The 19,891-nt window shown below is 56.4% G+C and carries 19 protein-coding genes; 13 read left to right on the forward strand and 6 right to left on the reverse strand.

The features are described 5' to 3' along the window. Window positions 1–29: 29 nt before the first annotated feature. Together KYE_RS20130 and KYE_RS20135 are read left to right on the forward strand one after the other, a co-directional pair. A complete protein-coding gene (locus KYE_RS20130) occupies window positions 30–2,303 on the forward strand; it encodes a putative bifunctional diguanylate cyclase/phosphodiesterase (RefSeq protein ID WP_227497893.1) in 2,274 nt (757 codons plus the stop codon). A gap of 71 nt (window positions 2,304–2,374) precedes the next feature. Beyond that, window positions 2,375–2,803: a hotdog fold thioesterase gene (locus KYE_RS20135; protein ID WP_008177177.1), complete on the forward strand. Its 429-nt coding sequence runs from the start codon at window positions 2,375–2,377 to the stop codon at window positions 2,801–2,803. Between the two features lie 17 nt (window positions 2,804–2,820). On the opposite strand, the gene KYE_RS20140 is transcribed toward KYE_RS20135, so the two are convergent. Then, window positions 2,821–4,152, reverse strand: a complete 1,332-nt coding sequence (locus KYE_RS20140) for an HD-GYP domain-containing protein (RefSeq protein WP_008177179.1) — start codon at window positions 4,150–4,152, stop codon at window positions 2,821–2,823. A 166-nt stretch (window positions 4,153–4,318) separates the two neighbouring features. Between KYE_RS20140 and KYE_RS20145 the strand changes: the two genes are divergently transcribed. After that, window positions 4,319–4,999, forward strand: coding sequence for a hypothetical protein (locus tag KYE_RS20145; protein WP_008177181.1), 681 nt, complete (start codon window positions 4,319–4,321; stop codon window positions 4,997–4,999). Here KYE_RS20145 and KYE_RS20150 read toward each other — a convergent pair. After that, the gene (locus tag KYE_RS20150; protein ID WP_227497899.1) at window positions 4,996–5,718 is read right to left on the reverse strand and encodes a sulfite exporter TauE/SafE family protein; all 723 of its coding nucleotides are present in this window, start codon (window positions 5,716–5,718) and stop codon (window positions 4,996–4,998) included. The two genes, KYE_RS20145 and KYE_RS20150, sit on opposite strands and share 4 nt — an antisense overlap. Window positions 5,719–5,827: 109 nt before the next feature. Between KYE_RS20150 and KYE_RS20155 the strand changes: the two genes are divergently transcribed. Continuing rightward, window positions 5,828–6,286 carry a YchJ family protein gene (locus KYE_RS20155; protein WP_081467563.1) on the forward strand — a complete coding sequence of 153 codons (459 nt, stop codon included), beginning with the start codon at window positions 5,828–5,830 and terminating at the stop codon, window positions 6,284–6,286. A gap of 7 nt (window positions 6,287–6,293) precedes the next feature. On the opposite strand, the gene KYE_RS20160 is transcribed toward KYE_RS20155, so the two are convergent. The 3 genes from KYE_RS20160 to KYE_RS20170 all read right to left on the reverse strand — a co-directional run bounded on the left by KYE_RS20160 (window position 6,294) and on the right by KYE_RS20170 (window position 8,469). Beyond that, entirely contained in the window at window positions 6,294–6,674 is a 381-nt protein-coding gene (locus KYE_RS20160; protein ID WP_008177185.1) for a rhodanese-like domain-containing protein, read from the reverse strand. An 84-nt stretch (window positions 6,675–6,758) separates the two neighbouring features. Then, on the reverse strand, window positions 6,759–7,133 hold the full coding sequence (locus tag KYE_RS20165; protein WP_008177187.1) for a thiol-disulfide oxidoreductase DCC family protein: 375 nt from the start codon (window positions 7,131–7,133) through the stop codon (window positions 6,759–6,761). Beyond that, window positions 7,117–8,469: a CHAD domain-containing protein gene (locus tag KYE_RS20170; protein ID WP_008177188.1), complete on the reverse strand. Its 1,353-nt coding sequence runs from the start codon at window positions 8,467–8,469 to the stop codon at window positions 7,117–7,119. Before KYE_RS20170 ends, KYE_RS20165 begins: the two co-directional genes overlap by 17 nt. A 226-nt stretch (window positions 8,470–8,695) precedes the next feature. Between KYE_RS20170 and KYE_RS20175 the strand changes: the two genes are divergently transcribed. Next, window positions 8,696–10,372 carry a methyl-accepting chemotaxis protein gene (locus KYE_RS20175; RefSeq protein WP_008177189.1) on the forward strand — a complete coding sequence of 559 codons (1,677 nt, stop codon included), beginning with the start codon at window positions 8,696–8,698 and terminating at the stop codon, window positions 10,370–10,372. On the opposite strand, the gene KYE_RS20180 is transcribed toward KYE_RS20175, so the two are convergent. Further along, complete coding sequence (locus tag KYE_RS20180) at window positions 10,373–11,551, reverse strand: response regulator (protein WP_008177190.1); 1,179 nt, start codon at window positions 11,549–11,551, stop codon at window positions 10,373–10,375. A gap of 159 nt (window positions 11,552–11,710) precedes the next feature. Between KYE_RS20180 and KYE_RS20185 the strand changes: the two genes are divergently transcribed. From KYE_RS20185 to KYE_RS20220, 8 genes are all read left to right on the forward strand, one after another. Continuing rightward, window positions 11,711–12,775, forward strand: a complete 1,065-nt coding sequence (locus KYE_RS20185; RefSeq protein ID WP_008177191.1) for a TRAP transporter substrate-binding protein — start codon at window positions 11,711–11,713, stop codon at window positions 12,773–12,775. Between the two features lie 141 nt (window positions 12,776–12,916). After that, window positions 12,917–14,038, forward strand: a complete 1,122-nt coding sequence (gene potA, locus KYE_RS20190) for a spermidine/putrescine ABC transporter ATP-binding protein PotA (protein WP_008177198.1) — start codon at window positions 12,917–12,919, stop codon at window positions 14,036–14,038. Continuing rightward, a complete protein-coding gene (potB, locus tag KYE_RS20195) occupies window positions 14,031–14,888 on the forward strand; it encodes a spermidine/putrescine ABC transporter permease PotB (RefSeq protein WP_008177200.1) in 858 nt (285 codons plus the stop codon). The genes potA and potB overlap by 8 nt, the downstream gene beginning before the upstream one ends. Then, window positions 14,888–15,658 carry a spermidine/putrescine ABC transporter permease PotC gene (potC, locus tag KYE_RS20200; protein ID WP_008177201.1) on the forward strand — a complete coding sequence of 257 codons (771 nt, stop codon included), beginning with the start codon at window positions 14,888–14,890 and terminating at the stop codon, window positions 15,656–15,658. The genes potB and potC overlap by 1 nt, the downstream gene beginning before the upstream one ends. After that, complete coding sequence (locus KYE_RS20205; protein ID WP_008177202.1) at window positions 15,655–16,695, forward strand: extracellular solute-binding protein; 1,041 nt, start codon at window positions 15,655–15,657, stop codon at window positions 16,693–16,695. Before potC ends, KYE_RS20205 begins: the two co-directional genes overlap by 4 nt. A gap of 157 nt (window positions 16,696–16,852) precedes the next feature. After that, window positions 16,853–17,932, forward strand: a complete 1,080-nt coding sequence (locus KYE_RS20210; protein WP_050898369.1) for an extracellular solute-binding protein — start codon at window positions 16,853–16,855, stop codon at window positions 17,930–17,932. Between the two features lie 5 nt (window positions 17,933–17,937). Then, window positions 17,938–19,032 carry an ABC transporter ATP-binding protein gene (locus tag KYE_RS20215; RefSeq protein ID WP_039882163.1) on the forward strand — a complete coding sequence of 365 codons (1,095 nt, stop codon included), beginning with the start codon at window positions 17,938–17,940 and terminating at the stop codon, window positions 19,030–19,032. Beyond that, window positions 19,029–19,889 carry an ABC transporter permease gene (locus tag KYE_RS20220; RefSeq protein ID WP_039882164.1) on the forward strand — a complete coding sequence of 287 codons (861 nt, stop codon included), beginning with the start codon at window positions 19,029–19,031 and terminating at the stop codon, window positions 19,887–19,889. The genes KYE_RS20215 and KYE_RS20220 overlap by 4 nt, the downstream gene beginning before the upstream one ends. Window positions 19,890–19,891 lie beyond the last annotated feature (2 nt).

Here is a 19,891-nt window from a genome sequence, read left to right on the forward strand (position 1 = left end):
AAACAGGAAGAATTGCTGGGAAGGAGTCCATGGCGATGGTGAAGGCAGTGACCCAAGATCAACGTGAGTTCGTTTACAGGCTATCTCTTGGCCTGTCGAGATCCACTGTCGACGAGCTTGATGGCAGCATCCATAGCTTCATCGCTGAGCTTGGAGATCGGCTTGATGCTGATCGCTCCTATTTGATCATGTTCGACGAAGCTACCCAGACCATTTCCATCACGCATGAAGCCTGCAGAAGTGGCGTTATACCCCAGAGAGATGCAGTTCAGAACGTACCGATGGCCCGTTTTCCCTGGCTAATGGATCAGTTGCAAACCCTATCGATGCTTGTCATCCCCGAAGTCCAAGAACTGCCCCCTGATGCGGAAGAGGAGAAATTGGAGTTCCAGCGGGAGAGTATCCGCAGTCTCGTGCTGGTTGGTTTGAGGCTGGAAGGTCAGGTCCGGGGCATCCTGGGTTTCGATTATCTTGACCAGTCTCGAGTGTTGGATTCAGAAACAGAAGAGTTCGTGCTTCAGGTTGGTGAGGTTTTGGGGGCATCTGTTCACAGACAGATACTGGCAGGCCGGAACGTCAGGTTCGAGAATAGCCTTTATCGTTATTCCGACCAGTTCCCGGGCGTTATCTTCCAGTTCAGGATGTATCCCGACGGACATGTAACTTTTCCTTTCATCAGCGAGAAAGTTGAAAATCTTTTCGGGTTTGCGGCTGATCTGCTTGGTGTCGATGCCCAGCCTCTGCTCGACCTGATCGAGGATGAAGACAAGCCATCCTTTTTTGAAAAGGTTAATGAGTCTCGCCAGCGCATGACCCCCTTTGAAACCGACTTTCGAGCCTACAAATGCGATGGCACGATGGCCTGGGTGGAAGCCAGGTCGGTGCCAGCCCGATTAGCGGACGACAGCATGACCTGGCACGGCTATTTTTTCGATGTTACGGACCGTAAGCAATCGGAATCCGAAATCGAGAAGCTCGCCTTTTACGACCCACTGACCGGCCTGCCAAACCGGCGCCTGCTCAGGGATCGCCTGGCGCAGGCGTTAACCGGGAGCAATCGGGATCATAATCATGGTGCTCTGGTATTTATTGATCTTGACAACTTCAAGAATATCAATGATTCCGCGGGTCATCTGACCGGCGATGAGCTTCTGGTCCAGGTGGGGGAGAGGTTGAAAAACACGGTCCGGGACTGGGATACCGTTGCCCGGCTCGGTGGGGACGAGTTTGTTCTCATTCTGAAGGGATTTCCCGCCGAGCCGGCCGATGCTGCTGCCAAGGTTGAGAAAGTCTGCGAGAAAATCCGCGATGCCCTCAACGAGCCCTATAATCTCAACGGCATAGAATATACGGGCACTCCAAGCATCGGCATCACACTGTTTTACGATCACGAAACGTCCCTTGAAGAGCTTCTGAGCCAGGCCGATATGGCCATGTTTCGGGCCAAGGAGGACGGCCGCAATTGCATCCGCTTCTACGACTCCATGATGCAGAAGAAAGTATCTGAGCGGCTGGCTCTTGAGTCGGACCTCAGGATGGCGATACGGAGGAAGCAGCTGGCAGTCCACTATCAGGTCATGGTTAACGAAAAAGGTGATCCTGTTGGTGCTGAGGCATTGCTTCGCTGGCACTGTCCGGGGCGCGGTATGGTTTCTCCCGCCGAGTTCATTCCTCTGGCCGAGGAAACCGGCCTCATTGAATCGGTCGGCTACTGGGTGCTGGAGGATGTTTTCTCCCGGGTGGCCAGCTGGAAGAAGCGAGGCGGTGCGTTGTCGCAGCTCCAGGTCTCGATCAACGTGAGTGCAAGGCAGTTTCACCTGCCTTCGTTCTGCTCGACGGTGATGGCACTGCTGAGAAAAACCGGTGCCTCCCCAAGAAACCTGAAAGTAGAAATCACCGAAAGCGCTCTTGCCTACGATCTCGAGTTGGTGGAGGAAACACTTCGAACCCTGAGAAGCATGGGAATACGGATCTCCCTCGATGATTTCGGCACGGGTTACTCGTCCCTCGGCTACTTGAAGCGCCTATCTCTGGATGAGTTGAAAATTGATCAGGGGTTTGTGCGAGACATCCTGGATGATCCTAATGATGCGGCTATCGCAGAGACCATCCTGGCCTTGGCCTCTGCGCTCAAACTGTCAGCAGTGGCCGAAGGTGTGGAAACCAAAGGGCAACTGGAACGCCTTGTTGGCATGGGGTGCAACCGTTTCCAGGGCTACCATTTCAGCCGCCCGCTCCCAGCGCTGGAGTTCGAGAAGTTGATTGAGCAAGCAATCGGTGATCGAAAGCGGAGGGCTTGGTAGTTCGCATCCTATCTGTATAAACTGGTACCTTGCTTCTAATCCGTTTCAAACAACATCGAGACCAGTCCCCTATGGCAATCTGGACCAGAACCCCGAACCTTGAACACCTGGCAAAATCCAGCGAAAACACCGCGGTCAGCTACATGGGTATCGAGTACCTTGAAATTGGCGACGACTATGTCAAAGGCCGTATGCCTGTTGATGAACGCACCGTACAGCCTTTTGGCATTCTGCATGGCGGCGCATCGGTGCTGCTGGCGGAAACCCTTGGCAGTATGGCGGCCAATTGCTGCCTGAAAAACCCGAAAACTGTCGCTGTTGGACTGGATATCAACGCCAATCACATCCGCCCGGTTACCAAGGGCTGGGTGTATGGCACAGCCAGGCCTATTCACATTGGTAGTGCGACTCAGGTCTGGGAAATCCTTCTGGAGAACGAAGAGGGGAAAACTACCTGTGTTTCGCGGCTGACCATGGCGGTAACAAAACGGCCAGGCTGAGAGAGGTTGGTTGGGTTTCAGGGCTGCTCGGCGGGCGCTCTTGGTCTGGTTACGATCAGCCCCTGATCTACAAACCCCTGAAGTACGATGTTGTGGGTACCGTCCGGAACCTCGCGGGCGATTCGATAGATTTCGCCTGCGGCATCCTCCGAGCTGACCTTCAGATCGACCGTTCGGTAAGGTGTCATCACGCTTTTGTCAGACTCCCTGACCAGCAGAACGCAAGGCTTGAGTTTATGCTCCGGCCGGCTCTCCACAACGATGCCCACCTCTCCGTTGATCATTTCCACGATGGAGCCCGGCGGGTAGATGCCGATGAGTTGGATAAACTCATCCGCAAGTTCGGCGTCAAACTGGGTACCCCGGTGTTTGTGGATGATATCCAGCGCCTGCATGGACGCCCTGCCTTTATCATAGACACGGTCACTGGTAATGGCGTCGTAGGTGTCGACAAGGCCCACGATCTTTGCAAAGTAGGGAATTTGATGTGCTTCGAGGCCTCTGGGGTAGCCTGAGCCATCCATCCTTTCATGATGACTGAACGCAACATCGACCGCGGTGTTGAGCGAATGGCTGGTGCCCATGAGAATCGTTCTGCCGTGAGTCGTGTGGTGCCTCATCAACTCAAACTCTTTCGGAGTCAGAGCGCCCGGTTTGTTCAGGATTTCGTCCGGGATTTTTGTTTTGCCAACATCGTGCAACAGACCGCAGAGCGCAAGGGTCTCGATTTCGCCCTGTAACAAACCGAGATGTTTTCCAAACGCTGCGCAAAGAATCGAGACGTTGATGCAGTGCTCGGCCGTATACGCGTCCTGATGCTTGATCTTGGTAAGTAGCATCAGTGCGTTCTCGTTTCTAAGCACGCTTTCAACGCATCCTTTGACGACTTTGCGCGCATTGTTGATGTCCAGGGTGCGACCGACCCGCAATCCTGACATGATCGCTTTGGCGGTCTCTTGCGCGTCCTCGAATCGGATCCTGGCCGTAGCCATCTCAGTGCCAGCGTCGACCTTATTGATGTAGGTGACTCGCTTACGAGGTACGGAAGGTTTTTGGGGTGCCGGTTCTGATGCTGATTTGCGCTTGAAAAGCCGGCGCAATCCTGATGGTTTCTGATTGCGGTTGGTTCCCTCATGAACGGTATTCGTTTTCTGAACCCGTCCCTCAATGAAAACAAACCCGCATTGAGCGCGTAGCGCCTCAATGTCTGACTGGTCTTTGATCACAAAGCCCTGAATCAGAAAATCGGTCTCCTCCCAAGGGCGGTCCAGCCGAACCACATGCATGCCGATCGCAAGTTCGGCGACGTCTAATTGGGTTTCGACAATTTCCTGATGGCTTTTATTCATGACTAGATCCTATCACCCGCTGCTGCCATTTTGACGGAAGAAGAACATAAAAGCGGAGGCTGAATTGCAAAATCTGGTCAAATAGTGTTCGCTTATCATGCGCGGGTCAAGCGCCTGAAGCACAGTCGACATTCGCTTTTCGATACTTGAACGGGAATCGTCCGTCATGTCGGATCACCGCTTTTTCCATCTCTGGTGGCTTGCACTGGCTGCGGCTCTTATCCCGCTGTTAACCATCCATATCACGTTTACAGTTTCAGTGCTGGAAGGGCATGTGGAGCTATGCAATCCCTACTGGGACAGCTGCACCAGCATCAGCCGGACTGGTCGTCACGGCACCTCTTACTTCATTTTCAAAGGTACCATGCTGCCGGCGGCTCTGTTGGGCATTCTGTTCTGGTGGCTTAACGGTCGGTGGCTGCGCCAGCTCGGCGTTCATTCCAGCGGTGTGGCCTGGGTCCCCTGGCTGGGCCTGGTGGCCAGCGTTTCGCTCGGCGCCTATACCCTGGCTCTGGGACACGCCGGGGACGGCTTCAACCTGATCCGCCGTATTGGCGTGGTTCTGTATTTCTCGCTCACGTTCATCTGTGAGCTGATGGTCAGTTCCGGATTGCGCAGCCATCCGTTGTGGAAGAACACGGGCATGAGGCTGCTGAATCTTTGCCAGCTTATTCTGGCGGTAGGCATTCTCTCAGTCATCCTGAATGGCGTGGCGCCCGAGTTCTACAGCCGCAAGGACGATGCATTCGAGTGGATTCTGGCGTTCCTGATCAATGCTCACGCGCTCTGGCTGGCTTTATTGTGGAAGAAAAACCGATTCCGCGTGCGCCTCTGGTCCGATTCCTAGAGTGAGATCAGCCCGCGAATCAGCGCCGCCATTCCGGCGATGGCAGCGATACCTAGAATTACCGGGCGAAGCCCCTCAAAGGGCATACGGTGAACCAGTTTGCCTGACAGCCAGAAGCCCAGGAATACTCCCGGGAAAGTAACTGCGAACAGGAAAAGCTCTCGGGTTCCCAGGTAGCCGGAGGCGAGCAGGCCTGACAGGCTCAGCACGCTGGCAGCCAGGAAGAAGGCCGACATGTTGGCCCTGACCAGCGGACCCTTTTCATTCTGGTAAATCAGCGCAATTGGCGGTCCACCCACGGCGGTAATCGTGCCCATGTAGGTGGAAGCGGCTCCGGCCAGCACGCTGTTCCGTGCGTTGAGCGCCGGCTTGAGACCGCCAACACTGAGCGCTACGCCGGCAAGGATAAGAATGCCGAAGGTCAGTTCGAAGCCTTTGGTCGAAATTACCAGCAACGTCAGTGCTGCCAGGACTGCCCCGGCAACGCCGCCACCGATGGCAAAACGCACTTCCCTGACCTGCAATGCGCCGCGATTGCGGATCAGCATGAATACAGTGAGCAGAGTGGCATTCAGGATCAGGGGACCGGGCACTAACACAGGGCTTATCAGGAATAGCAATGGCGCGGCCAGTGTGCCAATGCCATAGCCGGCCACGCCTTGCAGGCAAGCTCCGGCAAGAATGGCAAGGTTGGCCAGAAGAATCTGTAACAGCGACACATCTGTCAAAGGAAATCACCAAAAAGGTCAGGGGAGTAGGCCGGAGCAACGCCGGTTTGATATTGATACACTGCCGGATTACGAGCATAGCCGAAACGATCGAAGCCCGATGATTCTACAGACTGAAAATCGAAACTGCCCCTGCGGCAGCGGTAAATCCTACAGCGAATGCTGCCAGCCTCTCCATCAGGGCGAAGTAGCGTCTACTCCGGAAGCGCTGATGCGATCCCGGTACGCGGCCTTCGTTCTCAAGCTGCCGGATTATCTGCGGGCCACCTGGCACGAGAGTTCACGGCCAGAGACGCTTAGCCTGGAAGACTCACCAGACTGGACCTCCTTGCAAATCCTGGACACCAACCAGTCCGGCGATCGTGGCTCGGTGCTTTTTCGTGCGGTCTACCGTCTGGGCAAGGGCTGGGGGTTTCTCGAAGAAAACTCCGATTTTGTCCGGGAGCAGGGCCGTTGGTATTACCTTCGAGGTGATACCAGCGAGGGCCAGTTGAAGCCCGGTCGCAACGAACCCTGCCCCTGCGGGAGTGGCCGAAAGCACAAGGCCTGCTGCCTGTAAGCGCCCGTTACTCGAAGGACGGCAGTTCGGGTTTGGCAACCGGTTTGTTGGCTTCCTGCCAGGCATCAAATCCTCCGGCGATGGACTGCACGTGCATGTAGCCCATTTCTTTCAGGGCTTTTGCACTGAGAGCCGCTCGCCCGGACGTTTTGCAGTAACACACAATGTTCATGTCGCGGCTCTCGAACGCCGGATCATTGGTGAACTTGAACTCCAGCAAACCACGGGAAATGTTGACCGCGCCGGGTATGTGGCCGGCCCGGTACTCATCCGCATCACGCACATCGAGGAGTAAGTCAGCGTTCTTGATGGCGTCTTCCGCCTGATCAAGAGGTACTTCCTGAATCTCTTTCCTGGCGGCTTCTACCAGATCATGGGCAGTTTTCATGGTTAAGCTCCTCATACTGATGGAATAAGGTTATACCTCAGGATAAGGGTTTGGGGCGCCAGGCGACACCCCGTACATGCATGATTAAGCGGTTTCGTTATCTCCGATGGCGCAGGCGTATTTGCGCTCATAGCGTTTGTCTGCCCATTTCCCGTAGATGCGCGAGGCAATCTGGAAGATACCTGGCCACAGCAGGGGTTTGAACAGAAAACCAAAGGGCGTGTGGGACCAGGCGCGAACATTTGCGGGCAGGCCGATGACCCATTCGCCGGTCCAGGTCATCAGGTGCAGGCGTCTGAGCAGAGCTTCGTGACTTGGCAGGTTGGCGCTGCCGTCGCGCTGTTCATGGATGTCTGCAAAGATCAGATTGCCACGCTGGAGTTTGCGCAGGGTGCGGATCTCTTTGGCGCAAAGTGGGCATTGTCCGTCGTAAAACAGGGTGTCATAACGGGGCTCCATCGAGTCCTCCAAGGGTCAGAATCTGTTTTCGGGCGTTCGCTTTGTGGTTTCCCAGCGTTTCCACGATTCCATTGAGCGCGGCTGGCAGTACCTCTGGCGCCGCCTGGCGGAACTGGTCGAGAAGCAAAATCTGAACGTGCAGATCCTGGAACCGGCCATAGAGCTCTTGCCGCTCCTTTAACGTTTTCAGGTTGCGCTTCCAGGTTTTTGCATCCAGTTCCATCAGGTAACGGATTCGTTTGAGTTGCTTGCGCAGCCGATGGATATCTTCATCCGGTGAAGTATGCATCAGCTCGGCAGTGCGTTTATTGAACTCCTTGATACGACGTTCCACGGCCCTTCGGATGTCTTTCGGCCGGAGTGTTGCGGCCAATTTCTGAAACTTTCGCGAATCAATCAGATTGCGCCAGTGTTCCAGGCTGTCCTGGTAGCGCTTGCTTTTCAGTCGCTTTGCCAGCTTTTTATGATGGCTGGCGGCTTCGCGCTCGAACCAGATCTGCAAGGCTGCCCGAATTTCCGCGTCATCTGCGCAAAGTTCCGGCAGGTCCTGAAGAAACACGTGAAGGTCGCGCAGTGGGCCCGTTGCCCTTGCATGGCGCTTCAGGGTTTTAACCCCCTTGGCCAGCGACTTGTCACCAGTCACGTCCTGAACCGATTCGGCGATGGCCCGGCTGCGTCGAATCGCAATCCGGTACTGGTGCAGAAATTCGTCATCCAGGCCAAGGGCGACGCCCCGTTCCAGTTGCCTTAGCCGATCAAGTTGATGGTGAAGGGCCTTGGGAATGTCGCTTGCAGGATCGTCCCCCGCGGTTCTGGCTCTCTTTTTAAGCTTTCGTTCGAAGTGGGCGTAGCTGTAATCCTTTGGCGTTATCAGAGTCACCAGTTTGCCCTTGCCGCGACCAATCTGGCGCCAGTGTTTGATCGAAAGCCGGATGTGAATAACGCTGGCGGTGGGTAGCTGTTCTGGGGGCTGCTTCAGTAGGGACTGGGCCAGTTCCAGTAACGCCGGGTTGTGGCCGACCAGGGTAATCTGTGGAGCGTCCGCCTGCTCTTCAAGCCATGCGAGTAGTCGCCGATAGTCGAAGGTATATAGCGCACTCAGGGTATGGTAGCGCTCGGCTGCGACTGTGTCGGGCAGTATGCCTTGCAATGTCGCGACGGCCCGCCTGGCGCTGCTGCTGTATACCTCGCCTTCGAACGCGCCGACAGATTTCAGGGCATTTCCCAACGGCGCCAGTTGGCTGACGCCCCGTGCACTGAGGGGGCGTTCCCGGTCAGAAAGTGTTTCATCGGCCCAGCTGGACTTGGCGTGGCGTACCAGAAACAGGTGCTTCATTGGCCTACCTTCGTAGTGGTCCTTTAGTCTGATTCCCGCTCAAGACAATCGGGTTACTGCCGTTACTGTACCTAGCTGAAAATAATGGTGGAAGGTTTGTCCGATGGCAGGCGGCTCGGCGAATCAGTGCGCCTGCTGAAACCTGCCTTAACAAACTGGAACAGATCACGCCAAGTGGTCCGTGGATAATCCTCACCAACGGAAATTCCCTGGAGAGTTCGGAAAAATGAATGTCTTGAGTAAAGTGAAAATACGCTCGCGCTTGCTGGTGGCAGTACTTGTGCCGGTACTCGTCACGGCGGCAACATTGGCGTGGATCACCGCCAGTCAGATTCAGGCCAATGGTGAAGATGAGCTCAAGCGTCTTGAGAACAGCCTCCTGGAAGCACGGAAGGCTGGTTTACAGAATCTCATTGATGCCGCAGAGGCCGTGGTTCTGGAGGCCAAGAATGACCCATCGATGACGGAGGCGGAAGCGAAGGAGGCGGCAGCGGCGCGCCTGCGCTCGATCCGTTTTGATGAGACGAACTACGTGTTCGCCTATACCAGGGATGTATACAACCTGGCCTATGCCCCGGACCCTTCCAAAGAAGGACCGACCAAGAATCCGGTTGTCAGGGGGTTGGTGGCCGATCTGTTCGCCGCTGCCCGCGGCGAGGGCTTCTACGGCTATGACTGGATGAACCCTGCCTCCGGCAATGAAGAACCCAAGATGTCCTATTCCACCATTATCCCGGACTGGGACTGGATGATCGGTGCTGGTGTCTACATTGCCGATATTGACCGGCAGGTCGCTGCTGCTCGCGAGGACATTGAAGCGGGCATGGCGGAGGCCTTGGGCTTTATCCTTCTGGTGACGGTTGTGGTTGTCGTAATCGCTTTGGTGATCGGCGTATTCGTTGGCCGTAGCGTGACCCGGCCGCTGAAGAACGTCAGTAACATGATGCAGGAAATTGCTGATGGTGAGGGCGATCTCCGCCAGCGGTTGCCGGATGAGGGTACCGACGAGCTGGCCGAGCTCGGTCGTCGTTTCAATGCCTTTGTCGTCAAGATCCAGGACACCATGCGAGAAGTCGGCGCCACCACGGATCAGGTGGCGTCCGCAGCCGAAGAGCTCAGCCGGGTCGCGAATGAAACCCGGGCCTCGGTTCAGGAACAGGGCTCCGAGACTGACCAGATTGCCTCTGCGATCAATGAGATGGCCGCGACCATCCAGCAGATATCCGGCAATGCCAATGAGGTTGAGAGCTCGGCTTCGGACGCCGACCGCATGGCCCGTGAGGGTGGTGAAACCATCAGCAGTGCCCAGGGCGCGGTAAACAAGCTGTCCGAGGAGATCGAGGACACGGCCCGCAGTATCAACGCCCTCGCGGAAAAATCCGATGAGATCCAGCAGGTACTGGATGTCATCCATGCGGTAACTGAACAGACCAACCTGCTGGCTCTCAATGCCGCGATTGAGGCAGCCCGGGCCGGCGAGCATGGTCGTGGGTTCTCGGTGGTTGCTGATGAAGTACGCCAGCTTGCAAAACGCAGCGCCGAGTCCGCTGATCAGATTCGTACCATGATTGACGGCTTTGTGACTGAATCCAAGGCATCGGTGGAGCGGATGAACAAATCACGCAACCGTTCAACGGAAACGGTCGAAAGGATCAATCATGCAACCAGCGCGCTGCGAACCATCGAGACCTCGATTGGCAAGATTCATGATCAGGTAACCCAGATCGCAACCGCCTCAGAGCAACAAAGCCAGGTGGCTGAAGAGGTCAATCAGAACGTGGTCCGCATTGTCGACGCTGCCCAGCGTAGCGATACCGGCGTAACCCAAACCAACGAGGCCAGTCATGAACTGGCGCGGCTTGGTGAGAGCCTACGGGAGCTGGTCGGGCAGTTCAAAGTCTGATCAACCAGGGGCGCTCTCGCTGATCAGCTGACGCAGTCGGCGAGAGCGCTTGGCTCTGGAGAATATGGTAGCGGTCAGGTAATCGGCATCAAAAGGCTTCAATATATAGTCGTCACCACCAAGTGCCACACTCAGAGTTTTCTCATCCTGATGGGTTTGAGAGGTCAGAAACACGATCGGTGTAGCGTCAAACTGCCGGTCCTCTCTGAGAATAGCGGCGAGCTCGGTTCCTGAGACTTCAGGCATCATGATATCGAGAATAATGACATCCGGATTTATCTGGCGAGCAGTTCTCAGTGCTTGCAAAGGCTCGTCGGTAGCATGCACTTCAAGGCCGATCTGCTCCAGCTGGATTTTTGCTGCCTGCAGGACCGTTTGATCATCATCCACCATGAGAACGCGGTATTTGGGCGTATGTTTACGCTCGGCAAATTCGTGCGCAATGTCCATCAATCGAGTTTTGCTGATCGGTTTTACAAGGTAGCGGGAAGCGCCCGCTCTCAGCGCGGCCAGTCTGGCAGGCATTTCGTCGTGGACTGAGAGAAAGATAACCGCGGGCATACGGCCGAGCCTGTTGCGGAGCTGCCTTACGGTGTCTGGTCCTGCTGCCGTGTCCTCGCCGAAAGCAACGTCCATGATAATCATGTCCGGTCGCGACAGGGTTTCGAATATGTCCAGATAGACCGAGGAAGAGAAGAATGCCTCGGCGTCAAAGCCTGCCTCCAGAAGCCAGGTAAGCATTTCTTGGGCAAGGAGCTCGTCGTCGTCCACTATGTGAATTTTGCGAGACCCTTTTCGCGTTGGTTCTTTTTTCTCCGTAATTGTTGATTCGGTATCGCACTCGCGCATTGTGGCGATCAGTTTTGCCATCAGGTCTTTTTTTGTTATCGGGTCCTGAGGGTGGGTGTGCCAAAGCTCCGCAAGCGACATAAGTTGCCTTGCAGCTTCAGACACACAATGAAGCCCAAGAGAGCCTGAGGACCCGGCGAGTTTATGTACCTCGTGGACTAACAGTGTCAAAGTCGAGTTCAGGTCGCCCGACTCGGAGGGCAGGTCTTGGGCAGGAATACTCCCGATAAGATGTTCCAGGCGCTCGAACGTTTCGGGCATCCTGGCGACGTAGTTCTCACGGAGGGCCTGCAACCGCGCGCGCTGCTGCGAAAGATCCTTTTCCTGCATTGGCGTTACACCGTTTCTCTGAGTTTGGTAACCGTCTGATCTTGAGCTTATGAAAAGAAGTGATCATTCGCCACTATTTGGTCTTCTTGGATCTCTCGGGATAAGATTCGAGGGTTAACAAAAGCCATCGCATAACAACGAAATAGAGGTTCCACAACAATGACCCGCTCGCTAAAAGCAATATTGGCGTCGGTGGTGCTCTTCGCGAGCAGTGCCAGCTCCGCCGAGGAAAGCTATACCCTGCGCCTTGCGCAAACCTGGGGGCCAAACTCTCCGGTACTGGGGGAGACTGTTCAGCATATGGCGGACATGGCAGAGACCATGTCGGATGGCCGTCTGCTGATTCGCATAGATCCATCCAACAAGCACAAGGCCCCCTTCGGAATCTTCGATCTCGTTCGCAACGGCCAGTACGACATGGGCCATACCGCGTCCTATTACTACAAGGGCTCAATCCCGAACGCTATGTACTTCACCACCATTCCGTTCGGGCTGATCGCGCCCGAGATGTACGCCTGGTTCTACCACGGTGAGGGCATGGAGCTGATGCAGAAGGTGTATGAACCCTATGGCATGCTGTCCTTCCCGGGTGGTAATACCGGTAACCAGATGGGTGGCTGGTTCCGCGAGGAGATCAATTCACTTGAGGATCTTCAGGGCCTGAAGATGCGCACCCCGGGGTTCGCTGGCGAGGTTATGTCGGAATTGGGTGTTGCCGTGACCAACCTGCCGCCGGGTGAGCTGTACACCGCACTCGAGCGTGGCACCGTGGATGCCGTTGAATGGGTCGGTCCTGCCCTGGATTTCCAGATGGGTTTCCACCAGATCGCCAAGTACTACTATTCGGGCTGGCAGGAGCCGGGCGCGGAAGTTCAGTTCCTGATCAACAAGAAGACCTGGGAAGAGCTGCCAAAGGATCTTCAGGAGATCCTGCGGGTTGCCATGCGCACCGCTGCCTATGACATGTACATCCAGAGCACCCACCAGAGTGGCGTGGCCTGGGATCGCATGAAAGAAGACTACCCGGATGTAACTCACAAGGTATTCCCGCCGGAAGTCATTGATGCCCTGCGCAGCACCACTAACCGTTTGCTGGCCGAAGCCGCTGAGAAGGATCCGCTTGCGAAAGAAATTATCGATTCACAGCGTGACTACCTCAAGCAGGTTCGTCAGTGGACCAACATTTCCGACAAGGCCTATCTGAACAGTGTGGCTGAAGACTGAAGCCTGACAATACCTGAGAGCCCGTCGAAGGCTTGAGGGCTTTGTCAGTCAAAGGGGCGCCGGGGCTGTAATACCCCGGCGCCCCTTTTTGTTTGCGTCGGTTTCTGGAAAAATAGGCCGCTCATTCCTTGGGCAGCGCCGATGAAACAGACACTGCTATCCCTGAGCAATCTTTCCAAGCAATTCGGTGGCAAAACGGTGCTCGACGGTCTGGATCTTGAGATCTACGATGGCGAGTTCATTACCCTGTTGGGGCCTTCTGGTTGCGGTAAGACTACGCTGCTGCGCCTGATGGCGGGCTTTGAGCATCCTGACGAGGGCACCATTACCCTGGCGGGAGAAAATCTCACTCACACCGCCCCGGAAAACCGGCCGCTGAATACCGTTTTCCAGCACTACGCGCTGTTCCCCCACATGTCAGTGTTCGACAACGTGGCCTACGGCCTGAAGATGGAAAAACGTCCCAAGGACGAGATTCGCCAGCGTGTCGATGAAGCGCTGGCCATGGTGCAGTTGCAGGATTTTGCCCGGCGCAAACCCCATCAGTTGTCCGGCGGACAGCAGCAGAGGGTCGCCATTGCCCGCGCGGTGGTCAAACGCCCACGCCTGCTACTGCTGGATGAACCCCTTTCGGCCCTCGATTACAAACTGCGTCGCACCATGCAGGTGGAGCTGAAGCGACTGCAACGGGAGCTCGGCATCACCTTTGTGTTCGTGACCCACGATCAGGAAGAGGCGCTGTCGATGTCGGATCGGGTGGTGGTGCTCAAGGATGGCCTCGTTCAGCAACTGGGAACGCCCCGGGAAGTCTATGAGCGACCGGCGAATCTGTTCACCGCGCGGTTTGTGGGTGAGACGAACTTTTTTCCGGGCACCGTTGAGTCGGTTCAGGACGGTTCCATTAAGGTGGATGTGTTTGGCCTCAAGCGAACACTGCGTCGTCCGGATTTTCCGGTGCAGGCCGAGCAGTCCCTGCATGTCCTGCTGCGACCGGAAGATATCCGGGTTCTCGAGCCTGACGACGAGAACGGCGTCGCAGGCAAGATTGTCGAGCGCAATTACAAGGGCAGCACGCTGGATTCGGTCATCCATCTCGCCGATGGCACCGAAGTTCTGGCCAGTGAATTCTTTGATGAAGATGACCCGGCGTTTGATTACCGGCTTGGAGAGCCCGTAAAAGTCAGCTGGGTTGATGGTTGGGAATGGCTGCTTCCAGAAGAAGCCAGCCAGAGGAGCGAAGAGGAACTGCCGGCCGATGCATAGCATTATGCAGCAGCCGTTCAAAAACGCTGTCCTGATTCTGGTCTGGGGCTGGCTCCTGTTCCTGGTACTGGCACCGAACCTGTTGGTGGTCGGTGCCAGTGTCATGACCCGGGACCCGGTCTCGTTCCTGTCTCTGCCCCTGAATCTGGATGCCTATCGCCAGCTGTTTGACCCGCTGTATCTGGAGGTTTTCCTGCACTCCCTGTACATGGCGGCCATGACCACACTGGTGTGCCTGCTGATTGGCTATCCGTTTGCCTGGGCGCTCTCCAAAGTGGGCAAGCAACGTCAGCTGGTCCTGATCTTCCTTCTGATCGTGCCGTTCTGGACCAACTCTCTGGTGCGCACCTACGCCCTGAAGCTGATTCTGGCCACCAACGGTCTGCTGAACAGCGCCCTGATGTCGATCGGGCTGATCGATGAGCCCCTGCAGTTGCTCTATACCGAGGGCGCCGTGATCATTGGTCTGGTGTATCTGCTGCTGCCGTTCATGATCCTGCCGTTGTATTCGGTATTCGAGGATCTGAAGCAGGAACTGCTGCTGGCTTCCCACGATCTCGGCGCGGGTCGGCTGTCCACCTTTATCCATGTGATTGTCCCGCTTACCCTGCCGGGTGTTCTGGCCGGCGTGATGCTGGTCTTGCTGCCGGCCATGGGGCTTTTCTTTGTTCCGGATATCCTGGGTGGATCGAGAAACCTGCTGGTGGGTAACGTAATCAAGAACCAGTTTCTCGATGCCCGTAACTGGCCCTTCGGGGCTGCCGCCAGCATCGTGCTTACCGTGACCATGGCGTTCCTCATGTTCGCCCATCGCCTGAGTAAGCGGCGAATTGGCGAGGAGGGTGCCTGATGACACGGTGGCTGCCCCGAACCTATCTCACACTGGTCTACATCCTTCTCTATGTGCCCATCGTGGTGCTGGTGGTGTTCTCGTTCAATGAGTCCCGCACCGGCTATGCCTGGGGCGGGCTCAGCCTGCGCTGGTACGAGGCGCTTTTCAATAACCGGGCCATGGTCACCGCCATGTGGAATTCCCTCTGGCTGGCGCTGTCTGCCGCCACGGTGTCCACGGTTATCGGTGCCCTGACGGCCCTGGCCCTGCACCGGTACCGATTCCGGGGCAAGAAGCTGCTCAACGGCATGCTGTTTGTGGTGATGATGTCGCCGGAGATTGTCCTGGCTATTTCGTTGCTGGCCCTGTTCCTGTTGGTGGGATTGCAGCTCGGCTATGTATCGCTGCTGCTGGCCCACGTCACCTTCTGCCTCCCGTTTGTGGTGATCACGGTCATGGCCCGGTTGAGTGGTTTCGACGAGAGCCTGCCCGAGGCCGCCCGGGATCTGGGCGCTTCTGATTTTACGATGACCCGCACCGTGCTGATCCCGGTGATCATGCCGGCGTTACTGGCAGGCTGGCTGCTAGGGTTTACACTGTCTCTCGATGATGTGGTGGTCAGTACGTTTGTCAGTGGCCCGAGCTATGAAATTCTGCCCCTGCGCATCTATTCCATGGTGCGTGTGGGCCTGAAACCCGAGGTGAATGCCCTGGGCACACTGTTGCTGGTGTTTTCACTGGTTATGCTGATGTTGTCTCAATGGATTCTGGTAAGGAGCAAACGATGAAGAAACTGGCACTGGCCGGCTTGCTGGCAGTGGGATTGACGGGGTGCAGTTCCGAGGAGCCCCAGGTTCTCAACCTCTATAACTGGTCCGAATACATGCCTCAGGAAGTCCTCGACCGTTTTACCGAGGAAACGGGCATTCAGGTGGTCTACACGACCTACGACAGTAACGAGGCCATGTATGCCCGTCTGAAGCTGCTGGATGACAGCGCAGCCTATGACCTGGCGGTGCCGTCTACCTACTACGTCAGCAAGATGCGCCAGGAAGACCTGCTGATGCCGATCGATCGCAGCAAGATCGAAGGGTTTGATAATCTGGATCCCGAGCTGGTGAACCTGGATATCGATCCGGCGAACAAATTCTCCGTGCCCTACCTCTGGGGTACCACAGGGCTGGCCGTGGACACCGCAGACATCGAAGGGGAGCCTGTCACCGCCTGGGGAGACCTGTGGGAAGATCGCTTCGATGGCCGGGTGATGCTCACCAACGACATGCGGGAAGTTTTCCACGTTGGCCTGCGGGTGCTGGGCTATTCCGGCAACAGCACCAATCCGGACGAGATCGAGGCAGCCTATGAAAAGCTTGCCGAGCTGATGCCTTCGGTTCGCACCTTCAACTCCGATGCGCCCCGCATGCCCTACCTGGAAGGCGAGACCGATGTTGGCATGATCTGGAACGGCGAGGCCGTGATGGGCAAGGACACCATGGAGTCGCTCGAATATGTCTATCCGGAAGAGGGTATCATTGCCTGGCTGGACAGCTTCGTTATTCCGAAAAACGCCAAGAATCCGGAAGCGGCCCATCATTTCATCAGTTTCGTGCTGCAACCTGAAATCTCTGCGCTGATCAGTGAGGAAATCGGTTACGCCACACCAAACCTGGCGGCGCGGGATCTGTTGCCGGACGAGGTTGCAAATAACCGTGCGAGCTATCCGAACGCCACCGACATGATCAATGCCGAGTTCCAGACCGATATCGGCGACGATGCCCTGCAGGTGTATGCCAAGTACTGGGAAATGCTGAAGTCTGGGCGTTAAGCGCGTCGATACTTCATGGCACTATAGAAAACGGAGGCTGCGGCCTCCGTTTTTTCGTACCGGGTTTCAGAAAACTGCAATACATGGTCTATAACTTCCTGATAACAAATGGTTAGCAAACTCTTGAACTTGCCATCAGTAAGGACACGTTATGATCATGCCCTCTCGCTCGACACGGAACCGTGCTTTTTTGCTGTCTGCAGCCCTTGCCACCGCCAGCTTTTCCGGCACTACGCTGGCCGAAGAGCTGCGCCTGATTACCTGGGGTGGCTACGCTCCGGATGATGTGGTCGCTCAGTTTGAAGAAGAGACCGGCATTGATGTACAGGTGACCCTCTCCAACAATGAAGACATGATTTCCAAGCTCCGCGCCACGGGCGGGGCGGGTTTTGATCTGGCCCAGCCCAGCCAGGACCGCGTTGTCGGCGTTCAGCGTCAGTTCAATATCTATAAACCCATCGATTTCAGCCGCGTAAACACGGACCAGTTGCAGCCGTCCATGGTCAAGGCGACCCAGGAGTCCACGGAGCTAGATGGCAAGTTTTATGGTGTGCCTTCGGTGTGGGGAACCAGTGGTCTGATCGTGCACAGTTCGGTTGCGGATATCGTGAGCGATTACACCGACCTGTGTGATTCCGGTGTCGAGGGCCAGGTCAGCTACCGGCTGAAACGGCCGACCCTGATCGGTTTTGCCTTTGCCATGGGGATGGACCCGTTTGCGGCCTATGACAATCGCGACGAGTACGAGACCATCATGACAAAGGTTGAGGACAAGCTGATTGACTGCAAGAGCAATGTGAAAACCTACTGGACCGGCGGCGACCAACTGCTGGCCCTGCTGCGCACCGGTGAAGTGAAAGCGGCCATGGCCTGGGATGCCGGCGGCTGGAGCCTCAACGCTGAAAACCCGGACATCCGGTTTGTGGCTCCCGAATCCGGTGCCCTGGGCTGGATTGATACCTTTGCGATTCCACGTCGCAGCGAGAACGAAGAAGCCGCCTACAAGTGGATCAATTTTGTGATGCAGCCGGAGATTGCGGCCCGTATCACCAATGCATCGGGCAACTTCACCGCCTCTAAAGGTGCCGATGAGTTTGTCAAAGCCGATCTCCGGGACGCATACCGCGAAAGCTTTGATGACGCCGCCATCAACAATATCAAGTGGTATCCGCCGGTTCCGCCAGGGCTGGAAACCATGGAAGGTCAGGTGCTGGATCGCGTCCAGGCCGCGAACTGATTCCCATGGGAATGGATTCGGACCTGTTCTGTGAGGGACTGGTCCGCCGGTTCGGCAGCAATGCCGCGGTGGATCATGTGTCCCTGGACGTGCCTGCGGGCACGTTTTTCTCGATTCTGGGACCCTCCGGTTGCGGCAAGACCACGTTGTTGCGACTCCTCGCCGGGTTCGATAAACCCGATCAGGGAGACATCCACATCCGTGGCCAGCGTATGAACGATGTGCCCCCCAATCGTCGACCGGTGAACATGGTGTTCCAGCATCTGGCCCTGTTTCCCACCATGACGGTCGGTGACAACATCGCCTATGGGCTGAAGCGCCGGAAAATGCCTCTGGCAGAGCGGCGAAAGCGCATTGCCCGGGTGCTGGAGCAGGTCGGCCTGCCAGATCTTGAGCACCGCAACCCCCAGGAGCTTTCCGGCGGACAGCGACAGCGGGTGGCCCTGGCGCGCTGCCTGGTACTGGAGCCCACGCTCCTGCTGCTGGACGAACCCCTCGGCGCGCTCGACCTGAAACTCCGTGAGCAGATGAAGGTGGAGCTTAAACACCTCCAGAAACAGTTCGGAACCACCTTCGTGTACATCACCCACGACCAGTCGGAAGCCATGGTGATGTCGGACCAGGTAGCCGTCATGCGGGACGGTCGGTTCGATCAGGTAGCGCCACCGGAGGAGCTTTATCGGGAGCCGGCGACACCGTTCGTAGCCGGGTTCGTCGGCGATAATAACCGTCTGTCGGGAGAGCTTGTCTCGGTTCGCGACAACCTGGCCGAACTCCGTCTGGATGATGGTGTACTGGTTCAGGGCAGAGTGGCATCGGACGACCTTCAGGCTGGCCACCGGGCTGAACTGTATATCCGGCCTGAATCTCTGGTTCTCTCCGGGGATGCGCTCAGTTCCGGATTCTCGTCGATGCAGGCGAAAGTGCGAACCACACTGTTCGATGGCGCCAACAGTCGGGTCGAGGCTGAGACCTGCGGGCAACCGGTTTATGCCCGCCTGCCTCAGGATGGCTCGGCACCAAGACTGTCTGTCGATAGTTCCATCCGGCTGGCCTGGAACCCATCATTGGCAAGGGTCTTCGGAGCCGACAGCCTGTGAGGTCCTCAGTCAGTCGCCTATCGCTCTGGTTATTGCTTACCCCGTTCCTGCTCTGGATTGTTTTACTGGTGCTGCTGCCCCACCTGCAGATGCTACGGGTATCTTTCCTGGTCCGGGAAAGCTGGGACACCCTTGCCTGGGGTTTTGAGCAGTATCAGAACTTCTTTACCGAATCCTATTACTGGCGGACCTTTGTACGCACCGGGGTGATGTCGCTGTTCACCACCTTTCTGACGCTGATCATCGCCTTCCCCATTGCCTGGTACATTGCCCGTCTTGCCAGAGGCCGCTCCAAAGGCATTCTGTTTCTGGCCTGCCTGATTCCATTCTGGGCGAGTGAGTTGGTACGTACTTACGGTTGGATGATTCTGCTGCGCGAAAGTGGGCTGTTCAGTTCCTGGCTTCAGGCCCTGGGCTGGGCGGATGGCCCGGTGGAGATGCTCTACAACGATGTGGCGGTCATCATCGGGCTTGTCTACAACGGCCTTCTGTTCATGGTTGTCCCATTGGTGACAACCCTTGATGGCATGGATGAAAACCTGGTGGAAGCCGGTTACGACCTGGGTGGCGGTCACGGCACCGTGTTGCGCGAAATCGTGGTGCCCTGGGCCATGCCCGGTATCGTTTCCGGATGCATCGTGGTGTTCATGCTCACTCTTGGCAGCTATCTGACGCCGGTACTCATGGGGGGCAAGGACAGCGCCTGGTTTACCGAGCAAATCTTCACCCAGTTCATCACCCGTTTTAACTGGGAGCAGGGCGCAGCACTCGGTGTGCTGCTATTGATCCTGTCGTCGGTCATCGTGTGGCTGGGACTGAAGATCTCGGGTCAATCGCTGCGCAAGGTGATGGGATGACG

Source organism: Marinobacter manganoxydans MnI7-9 (assembly GCF_000235625.1).
Lineage (GTDB): Bacteria > Pseudomonadota > Gammaproteobacteria > Pseudomonadales > Oleiphilaceae > Marinobacter > Marinobacter manganoxydans.